Consider the following 23,306-nt stretch of genomic DNA (forward strand, 5'->3'; position numbering starts at 1 on the left):
GGCTGGTCCCCGTGCTCGAACTGGTCGTCCTGATCTCCGGTACCGGCTCGAACCTCCGAGCCCTGCTCGAGGCGACGACCGACGCCGAGTACCCCGCCCGCGTGGTCGCGATCGGGGCCGACCGCGACGCCGAGGGCCTCGGTCTGGGCGAGGAGTTCGGGGTCCCGACCTTCACGGTGCCGTTCTCCCGGTTCGCCTCGCGCGACGAGTGGGGCGCCGAGCTCGCCGCCCAGATCCGGCCGTGGTCGCCCGACCTGCTCGTGCTCTCCGGCCTCATGCGCCTGCTCCCGCACGCCGTCGTGTCCGAGTTCGCCCCCGCGATCATCAACACGCACCCGGCGTACCTGCCCGAGTTCCCCGGCGCCCACGGTGTCCGTGACGCCCTCGCGGCCGGGGTCGAGCAGACGGGCGCCAGCGTGATCCAGGTCGACGACGGCGTGGACACCGGCCCGATCCTGGCCCAGGAGCGCGTCCCCGTGCTGCCGGGCGACACCGAGTCGACGCTGCACGACCGCATCAAGCCGGTCGAGCGCCGCCTGCTCATCCAGACCATCCTCGACATCGCCAACGGCACCACCGACCTGAAGGGCACCCCGAGCGCATGAGCGTGCACGCCGCCGACCCCAGCCTCTACCGCCACCGCGACGTCGTCCCCGTGCGGCGCGCGCTCATCTCGGTGAGCGACAAGTCCGGCCTGCTCGAACTCGCCGGTGCCCTGGCCGACGCGGGCGTGGAGCTCGTGTCGACGGGCAGCACGGCACAGACGATCCGCGACGCCGGGTACACCGTCACCGACGTGTCGAGCGTGACCGGGTTCCCGGAGTCGCTCGACGGTCGCGTGAAGACCCTGCACCCCGCCGTGCACGCGGGGCTCCTGGCCGACCTGCGGCTGGAGTCGCACGAGCAGCAGCTCGCCGACCTCGGCATCGCGCCGTTCGAGCTCGTCGTGGTGAACCTCTACCCGTTCGTCGAGACGGTCGCCTCGGGCGCCGACAGCGCCACCGTGGTCGAGAACGTCGACATCGGCGGTCCGGCGATGGTCCGTGCCTCGGCGAAGAACCACCCGAACGTCGCGATCGTCGTCTCGCCGTCGTCCTACGCCGAGGTCGTCGAGGCCGTCAGCGCCGGCGGCACCACGCTCGAGCTCCGCAAGCGCCTCGCCGCCCAGGCCTTCGCGCACACCGCCTCCTACGACGCAGCGGTCGCGTCGTACTTCGCGACCGACGTCGTCGCGCCGCACGCAGCTGCCGTCGCGGACCACGCTGCTGCCCCCACGGTCGACGGCGACCTCGAGACGCCGGGCACGTTCGACGAGACCCTCCGGATCGAGGCCGGCCTGACCGCGACGCTCCGCTACGGCGAGAACGCACACCAGGCCGCCGCGCTCTACACGACCGCCGGTGGGGCGGGCATCGCCCAGGCGACGCAGCTCCACGGCAAGGAGATGTCGTACAACAACTACGTCGACGCCGACGCCGCCGTCCGGGCCGCGTACGACTTCGACACCCCCGCCGTCGCGATCATCAAGCACGCGAACCCCTGCGGCATCGCGATCGCCCCGGACGACGCCGTCGACCCGATCGCCTCGGCGCACGCGGCCGCGCACGCCTGCGACCCGCTGTCGGCCTTCGGCGGGGTCATCGCCGCGAACCGCCCGGTCACGAAGCAGATGGCCGAGACCGTCCGCGACATCTTCACCGAGGTCGTCGTCGCCCCGGCGTTCGACCCCGAGGCGCTCGAGGTCCTGTCGCAGAAGAAGAACATCCGGCTCCTCACGCTGCCGGCGGACTTCGCGCTCGCCACGCGTGAGCTGAAGCAGGTCTCCGGCGGCTTCCTCGTGCAGGACGCCGACCGCTTCACCGCCTTCGACCAGTCGACCTGGACGCTCGTGTCCGGGGAGCCGGCCGACGATGCGACCCTGGCGGACCTCGCGTTCGCGTGGAAGGCCAGCCGCGCCGTCAAGTCGAACGCCATCCTGCTCGCCGACCAGGGCGCGAGCGTCGGGGTCGGTATGGGCCAGGTCAACCGGGTGGACTCGTGCCACCTCGCGGTGACCCGCGCCGGTGACCGCGCCCGTGGCAGCGTCGCGGCGTCGGACGCGTTCTTCCCGTTCGCCGACGGCCTGCAGGTCCTGCTCGACGCCGGTGTCCGTGCCGTCGCCCAGCCGGGCGGCAGCGTCCGTGACGACGAGGTCATCGCGGCAGCGCAGGCGGCCGGCGTGACGATGTACTTCACGGGCGAGCGCCACTTCTTCCACTGAGCCCCCGGACGACCGAGTCCCCGAACGACTGAGCCCACGAACGACTGAGCCCCCGGACGCCGGCCGCGCTCCGATCGACGGCGTCCAACAACGGCGGCACCATTGCGCGACACCAGCGACTGTGAATAGTCTGTAAGGCTCCGCACCGCACCGGACGATCGCAACCGGATCGGCCGTGCCCGCGGACACAACGGTGACGAAGACGACGACTGGAGTGACGATGGACGCGACGACCGGAACAGTGGCGACGGCTGCCCGGACGGGTCTCGTGTCCCTCGTGGGGACCACTCCCGCTCCGCGCCCCCGGACCCGAGCGGCCCTGCCGCTCCGGTACCCGGGCGCGGCCGCCGTCTAGCCAGGCCCCTCCCACGGCCTCGCGCCCGACGACCCCGTCGGCGAGCGCGGACCACCTGCTGAGAACCCGGGGACCCGTGTCCCCGGTGCCCTCCGGCCCGGTCGACGTCACGTGAGTGACGGCGACGGCGCGCGACCACGCGCCCGGCCGACGACCACCGCACTGCCACGCCGCGCCTCCCGGCCGGACCGCCACCCACCGACGTGACCCGTCGGCGGGACGGACGACCCGACCGAGCGGACGCGGCACGACGCACGAGGACGCAACCGCATGTCCACACCGCCCGACCAGGCGACCCCCTCCACCGACCGCCCCTCGACCCTGCGCGCCATCGGGCGCATCTGGCCCTACGTCAAGCCGTACCGCTGGCGACTGTTCGGCGGCATGGCCGCGGCGATGGGCGCCTCGCTCGTCGCGCTGGCGATCCCGTACGTGCTCCAGTGGCTCGTCGACGGGCCGCTCTCCTCGCGCGACGCCGCGCTCATCTGGCCCGCCGGACTCGGCGTGCTCGCACTCGGCGCCCTCGAGGCCTTCTTCATCGCGTCCCGCCGCCGGCTCGTGATGCGCCCGTCGACGCGCATCGAGACGAGCATGCGCAACGCGCTCTACGCCAAGCTGCAGGACCTGCCGGTGGCGTTCCACGACCGATGGGAGTCCGGGCAGCTGCTCTCCCGTTCGGTCTCCGACCTGTCGCTGATCCGCCGCTGGCTGGCCTTCGGCGTGGTGCTGCTCGTGGTGAACATCGTCACGATCGCCGTCGGCTTCGTCGTGCTGTTCACCTTCGGGTGGCTGCTCGGCCTGATCTTCCTGGTGGCGTCGATCCCGCTGTGGATCAACGGCCTGCTGTTCGAGCGGAAGTACTCCGTCGTCGCGCGCCGCAGCCAGGACCAGGTCGGTGACCTCGCGACGAGCGTCGAGCAGTCGGTGCACGGCATCCGCGTGCTCAAGGCGTTCGGCCGCGGCCGCTTCAAGCTCGACGAGTTCAGCGAGCAGGCCGAGGCGCTGCGCGGCACGGAGATCGAGAAAGCGAAGGCCATCGCGAGCATCTGGCTGTGGCTGCTGCTCGTGCCGGACGTTGCGTTCGCGCTGTGCCTGCTCGCCGGCATCTGGCTGGCGTCGCAGGGCGAGCTGACGGTCGGGCAGCTGTTCGCGTTCTTCGCGACGGCGACCGTGCTGCGGTTCCCGATCGAGTCGATCGGGTTCTTCCTGTCGATGACGTTCGACACCCGCACCGCGGTCGACCGGTTCTTCGAGGTCATGGACTCCGAGAACACGATCCAGGACCCGGCGTCGCCGAAGCGCATCGACGAGCCGCACGGCGCACTGTCGTTCAACGCCGTGCACTTCCGGTACCAGGACGCGACGGACGAGTACCCGGACCTGGTGGACGGTGTCGAGCTGCAGCTGCAGCCGGGCGAGACCATGGCGCTCGTCGGCCTGACCGGCAGCGGCAAGACGACGCTGCTGTCCCTGGTGCCCCGGCTGTACGACGTCACCGGCGGTTCGATCACGATCGACGGTGTCGACGTCCGCGACCTCACCCGCGCCGAGCTCCGCCGGCACGTCGGGGTCGCCTTCGAGGACGCCACCCTGTTCTCGACGAGCGTCCGCGACAACGTGCTGCTCGGTCGCCCCGACCTGTCCGGCGACGAGGCCGAGCGCATCATGCGCGAGGCCCTCGACATCGCGCAGGCGTCCTTCGTCGACGACCTGCCCGAGGGCGTCGACACCCGCGTCGGCGAGGAGGGCCTGTCGCTCTCCGGTGGCCAGCGGCAGCGCCTGGCGCTCGCGCGGGCGATCGCCGCCCGACCGTCGGTCCTGGTGCTCGACGACCCGCTGTCGGCGCTCGACGTCGACACCGAGGCGCGGGTGGAGGCGGGCCTCCGCCGCGTCCTGGCGGACACGACGTCGCTCATCGTCGCCCACCGCCCCTCGACCGTGACGCTCGCCGACCGCGTGGCGCTCATGGAGGGCGGCCGCATCACCGCCGTCGGCACCCACTCGGAGCTGATGGCCACCAACGAGCACTACCGCTACGTCATCTCCTCGCTCGACGAGGACGACGCACCCGCCCGAGAGGAGGCGATGGCATGACCCAGCAGGACCAGGTACCGCCCGTCGACACGGCAGCCGGGCCGGGAGGCCCCGATCCCGTCCTCGACGAGACCTCCGCCACCAGGGCGGCCGGCCCCGTCACCGCCGCGGTCACCACGCTCGGCGTGCGCGGCGAGGAGCGCGAGGACTTCAGCAAGGCGGAGAGCAAGCGCCTGCGGCGCCGCTCCCTCGCCCTGCTCGGGTCGCTCGCGGCCCCGCTCAAGGCACGTCTGGTGCTGCTCGGCGTCGTCGTGGTGGTCTCCACCGCGGGCACCGTCGCGGGACCGGCCCTCATCGCGTGGGGCATCGACAACGCCCTGCCCCGGGTGATGGACCAGAACGACTGGGTGCCGGCGTTCGGCGTCGTGGCGACGTACATCGTCGTCGCGGTGCTCGGCGCGGTGCTCACCGCCTGGTACACCGTGCTCGCGGCGCGGATCAGCCAGGCGATCCTGTTCGACCTGCGGAAGCGGGTGTTCCTGCACACGCAGCGGCTGTCGCTCGAGTTCCACGAGACGTACACGTCGGGTCGGATCATCTCCCGCCAGACGAGCGACCTCGACTCGATCCGCGAGCTGCTCGACTCCGGGCTGAACCAGCTCATCCAGGGCGTGCTGTACATGGTGTTCACGGGCATCGCGCTCGTGGTGCTCGACCCGACCTCCGGCCTCGTGCTCGCGGTGTCGCTCGTGCCGCTGTGGTTCCTGATCCGCTGGTTCCAGACGAACTCGCAGACGCTGTTCCGCGCGACCCGCGTCACGTCGGCCCGGGTGATCGTGCACTTCGTCGAGACGATGACCGGCATCCGGGCGGTGCAGGCGTTCCGGAAGGAGTCCCGCAACCGCGACGAGTACGGCCGCTACGTCGAGGACTACCGGGTGGCGAACACGAAGGTGTTCAACCTGTTCGGGACCTTCGACCCGGTGCTCGTGCTCATCGGCAACGCCACGCTCGCGGCGGTCGTCATCGTCGGCGGCTTCCGGATCGTCGGCGGCTCGCTCGAGGTCGGCGCGCTGCTCGCGGTCGCGCTCTACGCCAAGCGGTTCTTCGACCCGGCGCAGGAGCTCGCGATGTTCTACAACGGGTACCAGTCGGCCTCGGCGGCGATGGAGAAGATCTCCGGCGTCCTCGAGGAACGCCCGTCGGTGCCGGACCCCGCGAAGCCCGTGCGGCTGCCGGACGCCACCGGTGCGATGGACTTCGACGACGTCGAGTTCGCGTACAACGCCGACAAGGTCGTGCTGCCCGAGTTCGAGCTGCACATCCCGGCGGGGCAGACCATCGCGCTCGTCGGGTCGACCGGTGCCGGCAAGTCGACGCTCGCCAAGCTCATGGCGCGGTTCTACGACCCGTCGAAGGGCTCCGTGCGGCTCGACGGCGTGGACCTGCGGGACATCGACCCGAAGGACATGCGCCGCGCGATCGTCATGGTCACGCAGGAGGCGTACCTGTTCTCCGGGTCGGTCGCGGACAACATCGCGCTCGGCAAGCCCGGGGCGACGCGCGACGAGATCGTCCGCGCGGCGAAGGCGGTCGGTGCGCACGCGTTCATCGAGGCCCTGCCCGACGGGTACGACACCGACGTGAACAAGCGCGGTGGCCGGGTGTCCGCGGGACAGCGGCAGCTGCTGTCGTTCGCCCGGGCGTTCATCGCCGACCCGAAGGTGCTCATCCTCGACGAGGCCACGGCGTCGCTCGACATCCCGTCCGAGCGGCTCGTGCAGGAAGGGCTCGAGACCCTGCTCGCCGACCGCACGGCCGTGATCATCGCGCACCGCCTGTCGACCGTCGCGATCGCCCACCGGGTTCTCGTGATGGAGTACGGCCGGATCGTCGAGGACGGCACGCCGGACGACCTGATCGCCGGCACCGGCCGGTTCGCCCAGCTGCACGCGGCCTGGCGGGACTCGCTCGTCTGACGGACCGGGCTGCACGTGGTTTGCTGACTCCATGAGCAACGACAGCGTGCAGCCCGGCGGCGTCGCCCTGCGCGACCCCTTCTACGGGGCACCCTTCACCGAGGCGGTCCGACGGTTCTGGCGGAAGTACACCGTGTTCACCGGACGGGCCTCGCGCTCGGAGTTCTGGTGGTGGTGGCTGACGTCCTTCGTGGTCGGGCTCGTGCTGCAGCTCGTCCCGCAGGTGTTCACCCCCGGGACCCCGGTGCTGGAGAACCCGGTCGGCTCGTACCTGTTCGTGCTCTGGGGGCTCGTGACGCTGATCGGGTCGCTCGCCCTCGGCGCCCGGCGACTGCACGACGCGAACCTGTCCGGCTTCTGGCAGTTCCTGCACGTGGTGTTCGGCATCGGGTCGCTCGTGCTGCTGGTGCTGTTCCTGCTGCCGTCGAGCCCGAAGGGCGCGCGCTTCGACTGAGCGCTCAGAACGGGTCGTCGGCGTCCGTGGTGGGGGACCAGCGAGCGCGACGCATGTCGATCCTCCAGGCCGACGTGCCCGACGCGGCCGACGACCGCTCCACCAGTGGCGTGCCCTCGGCGCGGTAGTGCTCGAGCGCCCGGGCCTCGTGCCGGACGGGCGGCAGCCCGCCGGCACGGACCACGCGCCACCACGGCAGGTCGGCGCCCTCGTGGGCCATCACCTTGCCGACGGCGCGCGACGCCCGCGACCCGAGCGCGGCGGCGACGTCGCCGTACGTCATGACGCGCCCGGCCGGGATCAGCCGGACCACCTCGGCGACGGCGGCCCCGAAGTCGGCATCGTCCACCAGGGGTCAGAGGGCGAGGACGGCGTAGTGGTCGCCGTACTGCGTCTCGCGCACGACCTCGAACCCGAGGGCACGGAAGAACGCCTCGGGCCCGCTGTCGCCGCCGGGCTCGTAGACCACGGTCAGCCGCTCGAGACCGCGGCTCCGCGCCTCGTCCGCCAGGCCGTGCACCGCGAAGCGTCCGACGCCACGGCCCTGTGCGTCGGCGGCGACGTTCACGCGCCAGATCGCGCTGCGGAGCTCTTCCTCGCTGTTGTCCTCGTCGAAGGTCCCGATGATCATCCCGACGACGCGGTCCCCGTCGAGCACCACGCGGGTCCACGCCGAGCTCGGCTTGACGTCGGACTCGGCGACGCCGTACGTGGTCGGCTGCACGAACTGCTCCTGCCCGGGCTTGAGCGTCAGCGAGTTGGCCGCGGCGGCGGTCGACGCGGAGAGGGCTTCGAGGCGGAGGTCCGTCATGCCGCTCAGGGTAGCGGTGCACCCCGTCCGGGTGCCAGGAGGGCGCCCGGACCGTTGCAGCACCGTTGCGTGCGCGCCGTCCGGGTGCGCGGGCGGCGGTAGGGTCACGGCATGGCGGAGCATCGGCGTGGGGCGAACCTGCCGTCGATCGGCGGCTTCAACCGCACCGTCGTGCTCGACGCCGTCCGCCGCTCGCCGGACGGACTGAGCCGCGTGGAGCTCGCCGCGAGCACGGGCCTCAGCGCGCAGACGGTGTCGAACGTCACACGGTTCCTCATCGAGGCCGGCATGATCGTCGAGTCCGGCACGGTGGTCGCCGGACGGGGGAAGCCCCGGACGATCCTGCGGCTCGAGGCCGCGAGCCGGTACGCGGTCGGGGTGCACGTCGACCCGGCGGTCGTGACGTACGTGCTCCTCGACCTCGCCGGCAGCGTCGTCGCCGAGACCACGACGTCGACCCCGTCCGCCGACGACCCGGCCGAAGTCGTCCGGACCATCGCGACCGCCGTCGACGGTCTGGTGGCGGACGCCGGTGTCGCGGTGGACAGCGTGCTGGGGGTCGGCATCGCGAGCCCCGGACCGATCGACGTCGACGCCGGTGTCGTGCTCGACCCGCCGTTCCTTCCCCGCTGGCGGGACGTGCCGCTGCGCGACGCGCTCGCCGAGGCGACCGGTTTCCCGGTGCTGCTCGAGAAGGACGTCACCGCGGCGGTCGTCGGCGAGATGTTCCTCGCGGGGGAGTCCTCGGCGCGGAACTTCGCCTTCGTCTACTTCGGCACGGGCTTCGGCGTCGGACTCGTCGTCGACCACGAACCCGTGCGCGGCGTCGGGTCGAACGCGGGCGACGCCGGGCACATCATGGTCGACCAGGGAGCGCTCGCCGGGACCCCGGACGGATCCGGTCCCCGTGGTGAGGTCGGCGCAGCGGTCGCTCCGGCACGACTGGTCGAGGTCGCACGCGACCGCGGGCTGCACCTGACCGGTGGTGCTCCGGCGGACGACGTCACCGCGGTGCAGCTGGCCTGGGAGGCCCTCGGCGACGCGATCGCGTCCGGCGACGAGGTCGCCACGGGACTCGCCGCCGACGCCGGCACCGCGATGGGCCGGGCCGTGGTGGTCATCGTCAACCTGCTCGACATCGACCGCGTGGTCTTCGGCGGGCCGTTCTGGTCACGGATCGCCCCGGTCGCCCTGCCGGCCGCTCGCGAGGCGATCACGGGATCGCCCCTGCTCGTGCCGAAGCACCCGATCGCGGTCGTGGACAGCGGGCGGGGTGCCGACGTGGCCGCGGTCGGGGCCGCGTGCCTGGTGCTCGACGCGGCGCTGTCACCGCGTGCGAGCGCGCTGCTGATCCGGCGCTGACGGGAGGCGCGGTGCCGGCGCGCCCCGCGCCTCCCGTCCGCCCCGCCGACTGATCGGCAGCACCGTCCGTCAGGCGGCGCCGAGCACCGTCCGCCAGACCGCCGTCAGGGTGTCGTACTCGTCGTCCGACAGGAGGTCCCGCACGCCGGTCGCGAGGACCGCCGAGCGGATGGCTTCCTCGGCCCCCGCGCGGTCGCGGAGGTGCGCGTCGGAGTGCTTCACCGCGCGTCCGGCCTCCTGCGCGGCCTCGATCTCGTCGACGCGGCCGGCGGTGCCTGCGGCGTCGAGTGCGTGCTGCCACGCGGCGAGCAGGTCGGCGTTCGTCACCATCCGGCCGTCCGCGCCGCCCTGGACCGCGAGCGACGCGCTCGACACCGGCACCACGATCTGCTCGTCGGCCTTCCAGGCGACGTCGAGGGCCTCGGCCTCCTCTGCGGTGAGCCGTCCGGCCCGCTCGATCATCGACTGCAGTGCGGTCTTGCTGGTGTCGTCCGTCACGGTTCCCTCTCCGACCGAACGCGCTCGCGTGGTCCGTCCCATCCTCCCGACGCCTGCTGGGAGGACGCGGCACCGGTCGTTCACCTGGTCGCCACCGCCCGGACGCCGGGATGCTGAACAGTCGTGCAGGTCCCCCCTGACCTCCCCGAGAAGGACCCTGCATGCGCCCCCCTGCCCTGCGGCTCGGCGCCGGCCTCGCGACGGGCATCGCCCTCGCCGCCGGCCTCGCGACGGGCATCGCCCTCGCCGCCGGCGTGCTGACCGCCACCCCCGCCGTCGCCGCGGTCGGTGACGACGACCCGACCGTCGGGACCCGCGTCACCAGCGGTCCCGCAGCAGGCCTCGCGATCAACGAGGTCGAGTCGAACGGCGACGACAACGACTGGCTCGAGCGCGTCAACACCTCGTCTGCGCCGGTCGACCTGAGCGGCTGGCGCTTCCTCGACTCCGACGCGAAGCACACGGCGTACACGCTGCCCGCCGGCTCGATCGTCGCCGCGGGCGGGTACCTCGTCCTCGACGAGGAGACCACCACCCGCCAGGGCTTCGGTTTCGGGCTCGGCGGTGCCGACGCCGTCCGGCTCTACGACCCCTCCGGCACGCTGACGCTCCGGTACGCGTGGACGGCGCACGCCGCCGTGACGTACGGCAGCTGCCCGGACGGCTCCGGCACGCTCGTCGACACCACCGCGTCGACGAAGGGCGCCCCGAACGACTGCTCCTCGCCCGTGCGGATCAACGAGGTCGAGTCGCAGGACCGTACCCCCGGCGACTGGGTCGAGCTGACGAACGTCGGGTCGACCACGGTCGACCTCGGCGGGTACGTGCTGCAGGACAGCGAGGACGACCATGCCTGGACCATCCCGGCCGGCACGACGGTCACGGCCGGCGGCTTCACGGTGCTCGACGAGGCGCAGGCAGGCACGGGCACGGGCACGGGTTCCGGCTCCGGGTTCGACTTCGGGCTCGGGAAGGCCGACAGTGTGCGGCTCTCCGACGCCCGCGGGCTCCTCGTCGACCAGTACTCGTGGACGGCGCACGCCACGACCACGTACGGCCGGAACCCGGACGGCACCGGCGACTTCGCCACGACCGCCGAACCGACGAAGGGTGCGGCGAACCACTTCGCCGGCGTCGTGACCGCCGAGGCCTGGCCGGGCGGACCGGACGAGACGGTGCTCGACGCCGAGGACACCTTCACCGGTGACCTGAGCGGGCTCGACTGGACGACCTCGTCGACCTCGCGCGACGGGCAGCTCTGGGCGGTGCAGAACGGTGACGGACTGCTGTACCACCTGGCCTCGGACGGTCGCGGCGGGTGGGCCCCGACGAACGCCGCGGGCGTCGACCTCCGGTACGCCGACGGCACCGGGACGCCCGACGCCGAGGGCGTCACGGTCACGGCCGACGACCCCGGCGCGGTGTACGTGTCGACCGAGCGCGACAACGACGTGTCGAAGGTGAGCCGCCCCGCCGTGCTGCGCTTCGCGACCACCGACGGCTCCGAGTCGGTCCTGCGCGCCACGGACGAGTGGAACCTCGCCGCGGACTTCCCGGGCCTCGGCGCGAACGCCGGGCTCGAGGGTGTGACCTGGGTGCCGGACGCCTGGCTGACGGCGCGCGGCTTCGTCGACCAGCACACCGGTGCGGCCTATGCCCCTGCGTCCTACCCCGGGCACGGTGACGGACTCTTCGTCGTCGGGGTCGAGGGCACCGCGAGCGCCTACGCCTACGCGCTGATGGCCGACGGGTCGTTCCAGCGCGTCGCGACGATCGGTAGCCCGTTCTCGCTGGTGGCCGAGGTGCAGTTCGACCCGACGCTCGACGCCCTGTGGGTGGTCTGCGACGAGGCGTGCTCCGGGCGCACGGCGCTGTTCGACGTGCAGGACGGCGCCTTCACGCTCGCGTCGCTGTACGAGGCGCCGGCGAACGCCGACCGGACGCTCGCCAACGAGGGCTTCGCGATCTCGGGCCGCTGCGTGGACGGTGCTCGGGCGACCTACTACGCCGACGACAACGACACGAACGGGTCCTCGCTGCGCACCGGGACGTACCCGTGCGACGCGACGACGGAGCCGGGCGACGGTGGCGGCGGGACGCCTGCGCCGGGTGACGGCGGGACGCCTGCTCCGGGTGACGGCGGCAGCACCCCGGCCCCGCCCCCCGGTGCGGGTGGCAGCACGCCGACCCCGACCCCGTCTCCTTCCGCCCCGGTCGCTCCGGCGGTGCCGGTCGCGCCGGACGCCTCGACCCTCACCGCGGGGAACCGCGGCTCGGTGTCGGCACCGGCGGAGGTCCGTGCAGGTTCCTCGGTGACGATCTCCGTCGGGACGCAGGTCGCCGGGCAGCGCGTCGCGGTCTGGCTGTTCTCCGAGCCACGGCTCCTCGGGACGCCGGTCGTCGCCGCGGACGGCACGGTGACGGTGGTCGTCCCCGCCGACGTCCCGGCCGGGCAGCACCGCATCGTGGTCGCCGCCCTCGACGGCACGCTGATCGGCTGGACGGACGTCCGGGTCGACCCCGTGACGGGTGCGCTCGCCGTCACCGGTGCCGAGCTGGGCGGTGGGATCGCGGCGGCGCTCCTGCTCCTGGCGGCCGGTACCGGTGTGCTCGTGGCGCGTCGTCGCCGGGCGGCCGTCGAGCAGGCCTGACCCGCGGAGCCCGCACCCCGACGCCCCCGTCGTCCGCCCGGACGACGGGGGCGTCGGCGTCCCGCAGGGCCTCGGTGTCGGCGGGGGCGTCGGCGTCCCGCGGTAGCGTCGGTGGATGCGCACCGAGGTCCTCCGCTACACCGCATTCGCCGCCGAGCCCGGGGGCGGCAACCCCGCGGGGATCGTGCTCGACGCCGAGGGGATGACCGACGACGAGATGCTCGCGGTCGCCCAGCAGGTGGCGTACCCGGAGACCGCGTTCGTGGTCGCCCGGACCCCGGACGGCGTTCGGGTGCGCTACTTCTCGCCGGCCGCCGAGGTCCCCTTCTGCGGTCACGCCACCGTCGCCACCGCCGTCGTGCTCGCCGAGCGCGAAGGAACCGGTTCCCGGGTGTTCTCCACCGCGGCCGGGGACATCGCGGTCGACGCCACGACGGCACCCGACGGCAGTGTGCAGGTCGCGATGACGAGCGTCGAGCCCGACACCCGGCCGATCGACCCCGTGCGGTGGGAGCGACTCGCCGCCGTGCTCGGCCTGGTCGACGGCGACGTCGCCGAGGGGTTCCCCGTGCTCGAGTCCTCCGCCGGCAACCGGCACCCCGTCGTCGTGCTCGCCGACCTCGAGCTCTTCCACCAGTTCCGGTTCGACCCTGCCACGCTCGCCGCACTGAAGCGGGAGTACGGGTGGGAGGGCACCGTCACGGTCCTGCACCGCACGGGCCCGCTCGAGTTCGAGGCGCGGAACCTGTTCCCCGCCGGCCGCATCACCGAGGACCCGGCGACGGGCTCCGCCGCTGCCTCGACCGGCGCGTACCTGCGCGCGGTCGGAGCGGTGTCGCCCGGGAGCCGCGTGGTGATCCGGCAGGGTCGACACGTCGGGCGTCCGAGCGTGCTGCTCGTCGACGTGCCCGAGTCCGGTGGCATCACGGTGATCGGCGGCGCCACTCCCATCGCCTGACCCGGGCTCACTGCCCGTTCCTTCCCATCGCACGCGCAGTGGGAAGCGCTTCCGCGCGTAGGGGGTCGTCCCACCCGTCCTCCCACGCGCGGATCGTCCTCCTACGCGCGGATCGACCCCCTAGGCGCGCGCCCGCGACCGTTGCCGACCCGTGACGAAAAGTGCTTGACACGAATAAGTCCATCCGTTGTACTAATCCTGCGCGCGGGTGACGGAGCCCGCGGACATCCCGTGCAAAGGAGCACCGATGAAACGCCGCACCCGAATCATCGCCGGCCTCGCAGCCGTGGCAGTCGCCGCGGTCGGGCTGGCGGGTTGTTCCAGCTCGTCGTCCGCCTCGAGCGACACGATCAAGATCGCGTACCAGAAGTTCGGCGCCTTCCAGCAGCTCGACGCCCAGATGAAGGAAGTCAAGACCGAGTACGAGAAGGCGAACCCGGGCAAGAAGGTCACCCTCGTCCCGATCCAGGCGCAGGGCAACGACTACTACACGAAGCTCGCGCTCATGAACAAGGCGCCCGCGACCGCCCCCGACGTCATGTACGAGGACACCTTCCTCATCAAGTCCGACGCCGAGGCCGGGTACCTGCTGCCGCTCGACCAGTACGTCGACAAGTGGGACGAGTGGGACCAGTTCTACGACAACGCGAAGCAGGCCGGCCAGGGTGACGACGGCAAGATCTACGGCGTCTCGATGGGCACCGACACGCGTGCGCTCTGGTACAACAAGGACCTCTTCGCCAAGGCCGGGCTGCCGGTCCCGTGGCAGCCGAAGACCTGGGACGACGTGCTCGCCGCGGCCAAGACGCTCAAGGAGAAGGACCCGAACGTCATCCCGTTCAACATCTACTCCGGCAAGGCGCAGGGCGAGGCCTCGACCATGCAGGGCTTCGAGATGCTCCTGTACGGCGCGGACGGCGACGGCAACACGCTCTACAAGGACAAGAAGTGGGTCGTCGGCTCGAAGCAGTTCGAGGACTCGCTCAAGTTCGTCGAGGAGGTCTACCAGGGCGGTCTCGGCCCGACCCCGCAGCAGGCGCTCGACACCAACGTCGGCACGACGATCGCGCAGACGTGGCTCCCCGAGGGCAAGCTCGCCATCGACCTCGACGGCTCGTGGCAGTCCGGCACGTGGCTCGAGTCCGGCACCGCTCCGTGGAAGGAGTGGAACGACGTCATGGGCCAGGCAGCGTTCCCGACGCAGAACGGCCAGGAGCCGGGCTACAACTCGATGTCCGGCGGCTGGACGCTCGCGGTCGGCTCGAAGTCGAAGAACCCGCAGGCGGCGTTCGACTTCATCACGACCTTCCTCGACAAGGACGGCTCGCTGAAGTACGACACCGAGAACAGTCAGATCGCCGTCCGCAAGGACGTCGCCGAGGACCCGGCGTACACCGGAGCCAACCCGACGTTCAAGTTCTTCTCGGACCTGGTGGAGCACACCAACTTCCGTCCGGCGACGAGTGACTACTCGCAGGTCTCCAACGCGATCCAGGTCGCGATGGAGTCGGTGATGACCGGGCAGCAGACACCCGCCGAGGCCGCGAAGGTCTACGACCAGTCGGTCGAACAGGTCGTCGGCAAGGACAACACCGTCGACGCCGGCTAGCGGCGCGACCACCTGACGGTCTGGAGGCACGGCTCACGTCGTGCGCCGCGCCTCCAGACCGTCCCTCCCCACCTTCGGAACCCCTCCGCACCCGGAAGGCATCCCCGTGTCCAGCACCCCCCTCGCGCCGACGCTGTCGGCGCCCGGTGCGCCGAAGCGCACCGATCCTCCCGTGCCGCGCAAGCGGCGACCGCTGCGGAACGCGACGCGGGTCGTCCCGCTCCTCCCCGCGGTGGTCCTCCTCGTCGTCTTCCTGCTCGGCCCCGTCATCTCGTCGTTCTACGGGTCGTTCACCGACTCGGCCCTGACCGGCGCGAGCGCCGCGAACCAGCAGTTCGTCGGCTTCGCGAACTACGTCGAGCTGTTCCGCGACCCGGACTTCCCGAAGTCCGTGGTGCTCACGATCGTGTTCCTGCTGGCGTCCGCCGTCGTCGGGCAGAACGTGCTCGGACTCGGGCTGGCCTTCCTCATGCGCAGCGCGAACAAGGTCGTCCGCGCGATCGTCGGCACGTTCGTCGTGGCCGCCTGGGTCCTGCCCGAGATCGTCGCCTCGTTCGCCGCCTACGCGTTCTTCAACGACACCGGCACGCTCAACACGTTCCTGGCGTCCATCGGGATCACCGGGGCGAACTGGCTCTACACGTACCCGATGCTCGCCGTGATCCTGGCGAACATCTGGCGCGGGACCGCGTTCTCGATGCTCGTGTACTCCGCCGCCGTGTCGGAGGTCCCCGAGGAGATCACCGAGTCCGCCGAGGTCGACGGGGCGACCGGGTGGCAGCGCCTGGTCTACATCACGCTGCCGGTCATCCGCCGGTCGATCTCGACGAACCTCATGCTCACGACGCTGCAGACGCTGTCGGTCTTCACCCTCATCTTCGTGATGACGGGCGGCGGCCCCGGCACGAACTCGTCGACCCTGCCGATCCTGGCCTACCAGGAGGCGTTCAAGTTCTCGCAGCTCGGCTTCGGGACCGCGATCGCGACCATCCTGCTGGTCGTCGGTGCGGTGTTCTCGATCATCTACATCCGGGCGCTCAAGCCGGAGGTGGACTGACCATGGCCCTCACCGCTGACCGTCCCGTGTCCGACGTCACCCGGTCCGTGACCGCGCCGGGCGCCCTGCACATGACCTCGCCGCGCGGCCGGACCATGCGCTGGGTGTCGAACGTCGTGCTGCTCGTCATCGCCGTGTGCTTCGCCGTGCCGCTGCTCTGGCTCGTGCTCGCCTCGGTGGACACGCAGGCGTCGCTGTCCGTGAAGATCCCGACGCAGTTCACGCTCGACAACTTCACGCAGGTGCTCACCCCGGAGCTGTCGTTCATCCCGCTCGCGAACAGCCTGCTGCTCTCCGGCGGCACGGCGGTCGTCACGGTGGTGTTCGCACTGCTCGCCGCGTACCCGCTGTCCCGATACAAGATGCGCGTGAACAAGCCGTTCCTGTACAGCATCCTGTTCGGCACCGGCCTGCCCATCACCGCGATGATGGTGCCCGTCTACGCGCTGTTCGTGTCGCTCAACCTCATCGACAACGTGTGGGGGTGCATCTTCTTCCTCGCGGCGACCTCGCTGCCGATGGCGATCTGGATGGCGAAGAACTTCATGGACTCGGTGCCGATCTCCCTCGAGGAGGCGGCGTGGACCGACGGCGCCTCGATGTTCACCACGCTCACGCGGATCGTCGTGCCGCTCATGCGCCCCGGCATCGCGGTCGTGTTCATCTTCGTGTTCATCCAGGCCTGGGGGAACTTCTTCGTCCCGTTCGTCCTGCTGCTCTCGCCCGACAAGGTGCCCGCCGCGGTGAGCATCTTCAACTTCTTCGGGCAGAACGGGGCCGTCGCGTACGGGCAGCTCGCCGCGTTCTCGATCGTGTACTCCGTGCCGGTCATCGCCCTCTACGTGCTCGTGTCCCGCGGCCTCGGTGGGGGCAACGCCCTCGCCGGAGGCATCAAGGGCTGACCCCGACCCACGCTCTCCGGGCCTCCCGCGCCCGACCGTCCCTGCCGACGGCCGTCCTGCTGACGGACCGTCCCTGCTGGAAAGGAACCACCTCCATGCACCACGACGAACCCCTCGTCGAGGCTCGGATCGCCCGCCTCGTCCGCGACCGCATCGACCCCGCCGTGCACCGTCGCTCGGCCCCGGTCACCGTCGACGCCTGGCAGGTGCCGGACGAACCGGTGCCGTTCGCCGAGGCCGTCGCCGCCGAGTACACGCCGTTCACCGTCGGCGAGGCCTGGGGTGGTCGGCCCTGGGGGACCACCTGGTTCCGTGTCCGCGGCACCGTGCCGGAGGACTTCGGGGTCGACCCGGGCACCACCGTCGAGCTCCGCGTCGACCTCGGCTTCTCGAAGCGCCAGCCCGGGTTCCAGGCCGAGGGGCTCGCCTGGCGCACCGACGGCTCGACCATCAAGGGCATCGAGCCGCGGAACGACACCGTTCCCGTCGAGGTCGGCCCCGGCGACTCGTTCGAGCTGTACGTCGAGGCCGCGTCCAACCCGGACATCGGCGGCGACGACTTCCAGGGGGCGACCCCGCTCGGGTCGCGTTCGACGGCGGGCACCGAACCGATCTACCGCCTCCGCGCACTGGAGCTCGTCGAGCGGGACGACACCGTGTGGGAACTCCAGCAGGACGTCTGGGTGCTCCGCGGACTCATGGCCGAGCTGCCGACCGACGGAACCCGGGGCGCGGACATCCTGCGCGGCCTCGAGCGTGCGGCGGACGCCCTCGACCCCGACGACGTCGCCGGCAGCGCTGCGGCGACCCGTGAGGTGCTCGCGCCGCTGCTCGCCGTGGGGGCGGCCGGGTCCGCCGGGCGCGCCGTCGCCGTCGGGCACGCCCACATCGACTCCGCCTGGCTCTGGCCCGTCCGCGAGACGATCCGCAAGTGCGCGCGCACGTTCTCGAACGTGCTCGACCTGATGGACCAGGACCCCGACTTCACCTTCGCCTGCTCGTCGGCGCAGCAGTACGCGTGGATCCGTGACGGCTACCCGTCGATCTGGGCGCGCATCAAGCAGCGCGTCGCCGAGGGGCGGTGGATCCCGGTCGGCGGCATGTGGGTCGAGTCCGACACGAACCTGCCCGGGGGCGAGGCCCTCGCGCGGCAGTTCGTCGCCGGCAAGCGGCTCTTCCTCGAGGAGTTCGGCATCGACACCCCCGAGGCCTGGCTGCCCGACTCGTTCGGCTACACCGGCGCCCTGCCGCAGATCGTCCGCGCGGCCGGCTCGAGGTGGTTCGTCACGCAGAAGCCCTCGTGGAACGAGACGAACGTCATCCCGCACACGTCCTTCCACTGGGAGGGCATCGACGGCTCCCGCGTCCTGACGCACCTGCCCCCGGCGGACACGTACAACTCGGACGTCTCCGCCGCGGACCTGCACCGCGGCGAACGGGGCAACAAGGAGCGCGGCGTCGCGAACACCTCGATGCTCCTGTACGGCTTCGGCGACGGCGGTGGCGGCCCCACCCGCGAGATGGTCGCGGCAGCCCGACGCCAGCACGACCTCGACGGCTCGCCCCGGGTCGACCTCGGCACACCCGCCCAGGTCTTCGACGAGCTCGAGCGCGTGCTGCCCGAACCCGCCGTGTGGTCGGGGGAGATGTACCTCGAGTTCCACCGCGGCACGTACACGTCGCAGATCCGCACGAAGCAGGGCAACCGGCGCTCCGAGCACCTGCTCCGCGAGGCCGAGCTCTGGGCGGCGACCGCAGCAGTGCGACTCGGCGCCGAGTACCCGTACGACGAGCTCGAGTCCGTCTGGCACACCGTGCTCCTGCAGCAGTTCCACGACATCCTGCCGGGGTCGTCGATCGCGTGGGTCTACGAGAACGCCGAGGCCGAGTACGCCCGGGTCGCAGGGGTCCTCGAGGAGCTCATCGGCACGGCGACCACCGCACTCGCGAGCGGTGGGGCACGGGCGCTCGCCGGGGTCGGGGCGTCCGCGACCGCCTTCGCCGGGGACGGCGGGGCCGCGCTCGACGCTCCGCAGGACCCGGGTCCGGTCGGGACCGGCGGCAGCGCGGAGGTCGGGACCGTCGTGCGTTTCAACGCCTCGCCGGTGGCTGCGGGCGGGGTGACCGCCCTGGGTGGTTCCGCGGCGTCGGCGGAGGAGGCCGTGCCTCCCGTCCGGAGCGGTGACCACTTCGTCTTCGACACCGGTGTCGTCACCGCGACCGTCGACGGGGAGGGGCACGTCGTGTCGTTCGTCGACCACGCGACCGGACGCGACGCGATCGCGCCCGGCGCTGCGGCCGCGCAGTACACGGTGTTCCGGGACACCCCGAACCAGTGGGAGGCGTGGGACATCGACCGCGCCTACCAGCGGAGCGGGACCGTGCTGACGGCGGCCTCCGTCGAGGTGGTCGGCGATGCGCTCGTCGTGACGCGCCCCTTCGGCTCGTCGTCGGTGACCACCCGGTACTCGGCGACCGCGGGGCAGCCCGAGCTGCACATCGAGACCGAGGTCGAGTGGCACGAGCGGCAGAAGCTCCTCAAGCTCGCGTTCCCGCTCGACGTCCGGGCGTCCGTCGCGTCGAGCGAGATCCAGTTCGGGCACATCGACCGGCCGACGCACCAGAACACGTCGTGGGACATGGCCCGGTTCGAGACCTCCGCGCACCGGTGGGTGCACGTCGCGGAGCCCGGGTTCGGGGTCGCGGTCGCGAACGACTCGACGTACGGGCACGACATCACCCGCTCGACCCGTCCGGACGGCGGGACGACGACGTTGGTGCGGGAGTCCCTGCTGCGCGCACCCACGTTCCCGGACCCGCACGCCGACCAGGGGCACCACGTGTTCCGGACGGTGCTGCGGACGGGGGAGTCGGTGCTCGACGCGGCGGACTCCGGGTACCGGCTGAACCTGCCGGTGCGGTCGGTGCCGGTGCCGGTGCCGGTGCCGGTGCCGGTGCCGGGGTCGGGGTCGGCCGACGTGTCGCCGCTGGTCGTCGTGTCCTCGCCCCAGGTGCTCGTCGAGGCCGTGAAGCTGGCCGAGGACCGCTCGGGTGACGTCGTCGTGCGGCTCTACGAGGCGTCGGGCGGTCGGGCGTCGGACGTCGGGGTGTCGTTCGGGTTCGACGTCGACGCGGTGGAGGCGGTGGACCTGCTCGAGCGGCCGCTCGGGTCGGGGTCGGCTCCGGAGTCGGGTTCGTGGCTCGCGGGGGAGCCCGTCGTGCTCACGCTGCGCCCGTTCGAGATCGTCACGCTGCGGGTGCGGCGGGCCTGAGGTCACGCCGGCCCCGGGGCAGCGGGGTCGGCGGCGAGGCTGCGGCGCCGGGGGAGCACGGGTGCGTTCCCCCGGCGCCGCGTCGCGCGCTGGCTGGGCTGACCTTTCGCGCGTAGGAGGCCGATCCGCGCGTGGCAAACCGGACTGCGCATAGGGAGCCGTTCCTTCCCGCTCCTCATGCGCGGTCCTGCCTCGTACTGCGCGTGTGATGGGCTCGAAGGAACGTCCTGCACAGGCGCAGCGGTCGGGAGGCTCGTCCACATTCTGCGAGCACGCTCGCCTGCGCAGTCCCGCCCTTCACCACGGTGGGAGACATGGAAGTGCCCCTCGCCATCTACCGCGCCACCTGCACGAACGACGCCGGACGTTCCGGAGCGACGCTCCGCCGCCGGGCAGCCGACGACGGTCCCGACCGACTCGTGCGCGTCGGACCGAACGCGTTCGTGCGCGGTGCCGAGTGGGACGCTGCAGGGCCTCGACGCCGCTACGTGACACGGGTCTTCGCGAGGCTCGGTCGTCGGAGCGTCGCAGCAGTGGGCTCGCACGTCTCCGCTGTCGCGGTGCACGGGTTGCCCTGGCTCCACGGCTGGCCGGAGGACGTGCACCTGACCGTTCCCAAGACCCAGTACCGCAGCGGGACGAAGGGTCTCGTCCTCCACACCAGACCCGTGCAACCCGGTGACGGGATCGGCCACGCGGGCTTGAAGTTCACGTCCGTCGCGAGGACCGTCGCCGACGTCGCACTGCAGGGGGACGTGCGGACCGTTGTCGTGCTCGCTGACGCGGCACTCCGGCAGGGGCTGCGGAAGGACGACGTCCACCGCGCCCTGGGCGGGCTGCCCCACCACCGAGGGCGAGCTCTCGCCGCTCGCTCGATCGAGTTCGCCGACCCTCGATCAGGATCCCCGGCGGAGTCGCTTGCTCGCGTAGTGTTCTGGGAGCTCGGGTTGCCAGCTCCTGTCCTGCAGCAACGGTTCGACGTGGACGGGCACCGTCACGAAGTCGACTTCTGGTTCCCGGAGCAAGGCGTGATCGTGGAGGTCGACGGACGCGTGAAGTACTCGCAAGAGCGGTACCGGAACGGGAGGACCGCTGCGCAGGTCATCGTCGACGAGAAACGCCGCCACGAGCGGTTGAGTGCACACCCGGCCGTCCGCGCGATCGTCCGTCTCGAGTGGCGTGACCTGTGGGACCTCGACGCCCTCTCGTTCCGACTGCGGGCCGCGGGGCTGCCCTGCCGAGCCCGACCGGTCCGCAGCGCGCGTGGTCTGACGATCTGATCAGGACATCCCCCCGCGGGGACGTCGGGGCCGGGAACCGGTTCAGGACACCGTGGCTAGCGTCGCGCTCATGGCTGTCACCGAGATCTGGCTCGTCCGCCACGGGGAGTCCACCGCGAACGTCGCCGCTGCGAGGGCCGAGGCCGCGGGCGCCGACGTCATCGAGGTCGACCACCGCGACGCCGACGTCCCGCTGAGTCCGTTGGGGGAGGAGCAGTCCCGAGCGCTCGGGCAGGAGCTCGCCGACCGCGGCGTCGACGACGTCCCGGTGGCGCTGTGGGTCTCGCCCTACCGTCGGGCGCAGCAGACGATCGGCATCGCGCTCGACGCCGGCGGGCTGACCGAACCGCCGAAGCGGGTCGACGAGCGGCTCCGTGACCGGGAGCTCGGTGTCCTCGACCTGCTCACCCGCGACGGCGTGCGGAACCGCTACCCGGACGAGGAACGCCGACGGCAGTGGCTCGGCAAGTACTACCACCGCCCCGCCGGCGGCGAGTCCTGGGCGGACGTGATGCTCCGCCTCCGCACCGTGCTGACGGACGTCGACCGGCTCGAGGGCCCCGAACGCCTGCTCGTCGCTGCACACGACGCGGTCGTGATGCTCGCCGTCGCCGTCTGCCTCGACCTCGACGAGCACGCGCTGATGGCCTTCGCCGAGGACCACACGGTGGCGAACGCGTCGCTCACACGGCTGCACCGCGACGGACCGGGCACCCCGTGGACCCTCGAGGAGTTCTCCGCCGTCGGGCACCTCGACGACGACGAGGTCACCGAGCACAGCGGCCGGAAGGACGACGCCCGTGTCGACTGACCAGGAGCCTGCAGCACCGCAGCACATCACGCCCAACGTCCTGCGCGAGTGGGCGCTGCCCGACCCCGGCGCCGGCAAGTACGGCCGGGGGCAGGTCCTCGTCGTCGGCGGCGCGGCCCACACCCCCGGAGCCGCGATGCTGTCGGCGCTCGCCGCACTGCGGGTGGGAGCCGGACGACTGTCGCTGGCGGTCGGGTCGAGCGTGGCGAACCACGTCGCGGTCGCCGTCCCCGAGTCAGGCGTCGTGCCGCTCGACGAGGACGACGCCGGGCACGTCGCCGTCGGCGCGATCGACGCCGTGCGGGACACGGCCGGCTCTGCGGACGCGGTGCTGGTCGGTCCCGGGCTGGACGAGCCGGACGGTGCGCGGGACCTGGTCGCGGGCATCGCGGACGCCGTCGGCCCGGACACCCTCGTCGTGCTCGACGCCTTCGCGCTCGGCGTGGCCGCCGACGTCGAGGACCGGCTCCGACCGCTCAGAGGACGGCTCGTGCTCACACCGAACAGCGGTGAAGCAGAACGGCTGCTCGGCCGGGACTGCGGGGACGACGACGTCGCCGACGCCCGGGAGATCGCCGAGCGGTACGGCGCCGTGGTCGCACTGTCCGACGTCATCGCGGCCCCGGGCGGCCGAGTCTGGGTCAAGGGCACCGGTTCCGGAGGGCTCGGGACGAGCGGTAGCGGCGACGTGCTCTCCGGCGTGGTGGTCGGACTGCTCGCCCGTGGTGCCGAGCCCGCGCAGGCCGTCGCCTGGGCGTCGTACGTGCACGCGGCCGCGGGCGACCGGCTCGCGGTGCAGGTCGGCCCGCTCGGCTACTTGGCCAGCGAGCTCCTCGCCGAGATCCCGAAGGTGTTGGTCGAACTCGGTCGCTGATCCCGAGGCCGTTCGAGCCCATCGCACCCGACCTGGAAGGCGCGATCGCGCATGGGAAGCGGGAAGTTCCTGCGCCCTACGCGCGAAACGACCTCCTACGCGCGGAACGACCTCCTCCGCGCGGAACAGCAACACCCGC

At 72.0% G+C, this 23,306-nt stretch carries 18 protein-coding genes; 15 read left to right on the forward strand and 3 right to left on the reverse strand.

Annotation, left to right across the window (positions count from 1 at the left end; all coding sequences use genetic code 11):
• Positions 1-11: 11 nt before the first annotated feature.
• The 5 genes from purN (at position 12) to ACIPEQ_RS12765 (ending at position 7,082) form a co-directional block, all read left to right on the forward strand.
• Positions 12-605 carry a phosphoribosylglycinamide formyltransferase gene (purN, locus tag ACIPEQ_RS12745; RefSeq protein ID WP_126892360.1) on the forward strand — a complete coding sequence of 198 codons (594 nt, stop codon included), beginning with the start codon at positions 12-14 and terminating at the stop codon, positions 603-605.
• Positions 602-2,260 (forward strand): bifunctional phosphoribosylaminoimidazolecarboxamide formyltransferase/IMP cyclohydrolase, encoded by a 1,659-nt coding sequence (purH, locus tag ACIPEQ_RS12750; RefSeq protein WP_402715438.1) that lies wholly within the window; start codon positions 602-604, stop codon positions 2,258-2,260. The genes purN and purH overlap by 4 nt, the downstream gene beginning before the upstream one ends.
• Before the next feature lie 625 nt (positions 2,261-2,885).
• The gene (locus ACIPEQ_RS12755) at positions 2,886-4,709 is read left to right on the forward strand and encodes an ABC transporter ATP-binding protein (protein ID WP_250366206.1); all 1,824 of its coding nucleotides are present in this window, start codon (positions 2,886-2,888) and stop codon (positions 4,707-4,709) included.
• On the forward strand, positions 4,706-6,628 hold the full coding sequence (locus ACIPEQ_RS12760; protein ID WP_402715439.1) for an ABC transporter ATP-binding protein: 1,923 nt from the start codon (positions 4,706-4,708) through the stop codon (positions 6,626-6,628). The genes ACIPEQ_RS12755 and ACIPEQ_RS12760 overlap by 4 nt, the downstream gene beginning before the upstream one ends.
• Before the next feature lie 31 nt (positions 6,629-6,659).
• Complete coding sequence (locus ACIPEQ_RS12765) at positions 6,660-7,082, forward strand: DUF805 domain-containing protein (RefSeq protein WP_402715440.1); 423 nt, start codon at positions 6,660-6,662, stop codon at positions 7,080-7,082.
• Between the two features lie 4 nt (positions 7,083-7,086).
• On the opposite strand, the gene ACIPEQ_RS12770 is transcribed toward ACIPEQ_RS12765, so the two are convergent.
• Together ACIPEQ_RS12770 and ACIPEQ_RS12775 are read right to left on the reverse strand one after the other, a co-directional pair.
• Positions 7,087-7,431, reverse strand: coding sequence for an MGMT family protein (locus tag ACIPEQ_RS12770; RefSeq protein WP_402715441.1), 345 nt, complete (start codon positions 7,429-7,431; stop codon positions 7,087-7,089).
• A gap of 6 nt (positions 7,432-7,437) precedes the next feature.
• The gene (locus tag ACIPEQ_RS12775; RefSeq protein ID WP_209675503.1) at positions 7,438-7,893 is read right to left on the reverse strand and encodes a GNAT family N-acetyltransferase; all 456 of its coding nucleotides are present in this window, start codon (positions 7,891-7,893) and stop codon (positions 7,438-7,440) included.
• A gap of 111 nt (positions 7,894-8,004) precedes the next feature.
• Between ACIPEQ_RS12775 and ACIPEQ_RS12780 the strand changes: the two genes are divergently transcribed.
• Positions 8,005-9,255, forward strand: coding sequence for an ROK family protein (locus ACIPEQ_RS12780; protein ID WP_402715442.1), 1,251 nt, complete (start codon positions 8,005-8,007; stop codon positions 9,253-9,255).
• Between the two features lie 69 nt (positions 9,256-9,324).
• On the opposite strand, the gene ACIPEQ_RS12785 is transcribed toward ACIPEQ_RS12780, so the two are convergent.
• Positions 9,325-9,753 (reverse strand): hypothetical protein, encoded by a 429-nt coding sequence (locus ACIPEQ_RS12785; protein ID WP_402715443.1) that lies wholly within the window; start codon positions 9,751-9,753, stop codon positions 9,325-9,327.
• A 161-nt stretch (positions 9,754-9,914) separates the two neighbouring features.
• Here ACIPEQ_RS12785 and ACIPEQ_RS12790 point away from each other — a divergent pair, with 161 nt between their 5' ends.
• The 9 genes from ACIPEQ_RS12790 (at position 9,915) to ACIPEQ_RS12830 (ending at position 23,167) form a co-directional block, all read left to right on the forward strand.
• Positions 9,915-12,404, forward strand: coding sequence for a lamin tail domain-containing protein (locus ACIPEQ_RS12790; RefSeq protein ID WP_402715444.1), 2,490 nt, complete (start codon positions 9,915-9,917; stop codon positions 12,402-12,404).
• Positions 12,405-12,519: 115 nt separating this feature from the next.
• Complete coding sequence (locus ACIPEQ_RS12795; protein WP_402715445.1) at positions 12,520-13,362, forward strand: PhzF family phenazine biosynthesis protein; 843 nt, start codon at positions 12,520-12,522, stop codon at positions 13,360-13,362.
• Positions 13,363-13,609: 247 nt separating this feature from the next.
• Positions 13,610-14,971: an extracellular solute-binding protein gene (locus ACIPEQ_RS12800; RefSeq protein ID WP_402715446.1), complete on the forward strand. Its 1,362-nt coding sequence runs from the start codon at positions 13,610-13,612 to the stop codon at positions 14,969-14,971.
• 106 nt (positions 14,972-15,077) lie between these two features.
• Positions 15,078-16,028 carry a carbohydrate ABC transporter permease gene (locus ACIPEQ_RS12805; protein WP_402715447.1) on the forward strand — a complete coding sequence of 317 codons (951 nt, stop codon included), beginning with the start codon at positions 15,078-15,080 and terminating at the stop codon, positions 16,026-16,028.
• A 71-nt stretch (positions 16,029-16,099) separates the two neighbouring features.
• The gene (locus tag ACIPEQ_RS12810; protein WP_402715617.1) at positions 16,100-16,930 is read left to right on the forward strand and encodes a carbohydrate ABC transporter permease; all 831 of its coding nucleotides are present in this window, start codon (positions 16,100-16,102) and stop codon (positions 16,928-16,930) included.
• Between the two features lie 95 nt (positions 16,931-17,025).
• Positions 17,026-20,202, forward strand: a complete 3,177-nt coding sequence (locus ACIPEQ_RS12815; protein WP_402715448.1) for an alpha-mannosidase — start codon at positions 17,026-17,028, stop codon at positions 20,200-20,202.
• A gap of 314 nt (positions 20,203-20,516) precedes the next feature.
• Positions 20,517-21,482 (forward strand): hypothetical protein, encoded by a 966-nt coding sequence (locus ACIPEQ_RS12820; RefSeq protein ID WP_402715449.1) that lies wholly within the window; start codon positions 20,517-20,519, stop codon positions 21,480-21,482.
• A gap of 70 nt (positions 21,483-21,552) precedes the next feature.
• A complete protein-coding gene (locus tag ACIPEQ_RS12825) occupies positions 21,553-22,293 on the forward strand; it encodes a histidine phosphatase family protein (protein ID WP_402715450.1) in 741 nt (246 codons plus the stop codon).
• The gene (locus ACIPEQ_RS12830) at positions 22,283-23,167 is read left to right on the forward strand and encodes an NAD(P)H-hydrate dehydratase (RefSeq protein WP_402715451.1); all 885 of its coding nucleotides are present in this window, start codon (positions 22,283-22,285) and stop codon (positions 23,165-23,167) included. The genes ACIPEQ_RS12825 and ACIPEQ_RS12830 overlap by 11 nt, the downstream gene beginning before the upstream one ends.
• Positions 23,168-23,306 lie beyond the last annotated feature (139 nt).

Origin of the sequence: Curtobacterium sp. NPDC087080 (assembly GCF_044745105.1) — a bacterium.
Taxonomy (GTDB): Bacteria; Actinomycetota; Actinomycetes; order Actinomycetales; family Microbacteriaceae; genus Curtobacterium.

Bases quoted from the DNA above. Each gene is read 5' to 3' on its own strand.
- purH (WP_402715438.1), top strand. From the start codon at position 602: ATGAGCGTGCACGCCGCCGACCCCAGCCTCTACCGCCACCGCGACGTC.
- ACIPEQ_RS12755 (WP_250366206.1), top strand. From the start codon at position 2,886: ATGTCCACACCGCCCGACCAGGCGACCCCCTCCACCGACCGCCCCTCG.
- ACIPEQ_RS12760 (WP_402715439.1), top strand. From the start codon at position 4,706: ATGACCCAGCAGGACCAGGTACCGCCCGTCGACACGGCAGCCGGGCCG.
- ACIPEQ_RS12765 (WP_402715440.1), top strand. From the start codon at position 6,660: ATGAGCAACGACAGCGTGCAGCCCGGCGGCGTCGCCCTGCGCGACCCC.
- ACIPEQ_RS12775 (WP_209675503.1), bottom strand. From the start codon at position 7,893: ATGACGGACCTCCGCCTCGAAGCCCTCTCCGCGTCGACCGCCGCCGCG.
- ACIPEQ_RS12780 (WP_402715442.1), top strand. From the start codon at position 8,005: ATGGCGGAGCATCGGCGTGGGGCGAACCTGCCGTCGATCGGCGGCTTC.
- ACIPEQ_RS12790 (WP_402715444.1), top strand. From the start codon at position 9,915: ATGCGCCCCCCTGCCCTGCGGCTCGGCGCCGGCCTCGCGACGGGCATC.
- ACIPEQ_RS12795 (WP_402715445.1), top strand. From the start codon at position 12,520: ATGCGCACCGAGGTCCTCCGCTACACCGCATTCGCCGCCGAGCCCGGG.
- ACIPEQ_RS12800 (WP_402715446.1), top strand. From the start codon at position 13,610: ATGAAACGCCGCACCCGAATCATCGCCGGCCTCGCAGCCGTGGCAGTC.
- ACIPEQ_RS12810 (WP_402715617.1), top strand. From the start codon at position 16,100: ATGACCTCGCCGCGCGGCCGGACCATGCGCTGGGTGTCGAACGTCGTG.
- ACIPEQ_RS12815 (WP_402715448.1), top strand. From the start codon at position 17,026: ATGCACCACGACGAACCCCTCGTCGAGGCTCGGATCGCCCGCCTCGTC.
- ACIPEQ_RS12820 (WP_402715449.1), top strand. From the start codon at position 20,517: ATGGAAGTGCCCCTCGCCATCTACCGCGCCACCTGCACGAACGACGCC.
- ACIPEQ_RS12825 (WP_402715450.1), top strand. From the start codon at position 21,553: ATGGCTGTCACCGAGATCTGGCTCGTCCGCCACGGGGAGTCCACCGCG.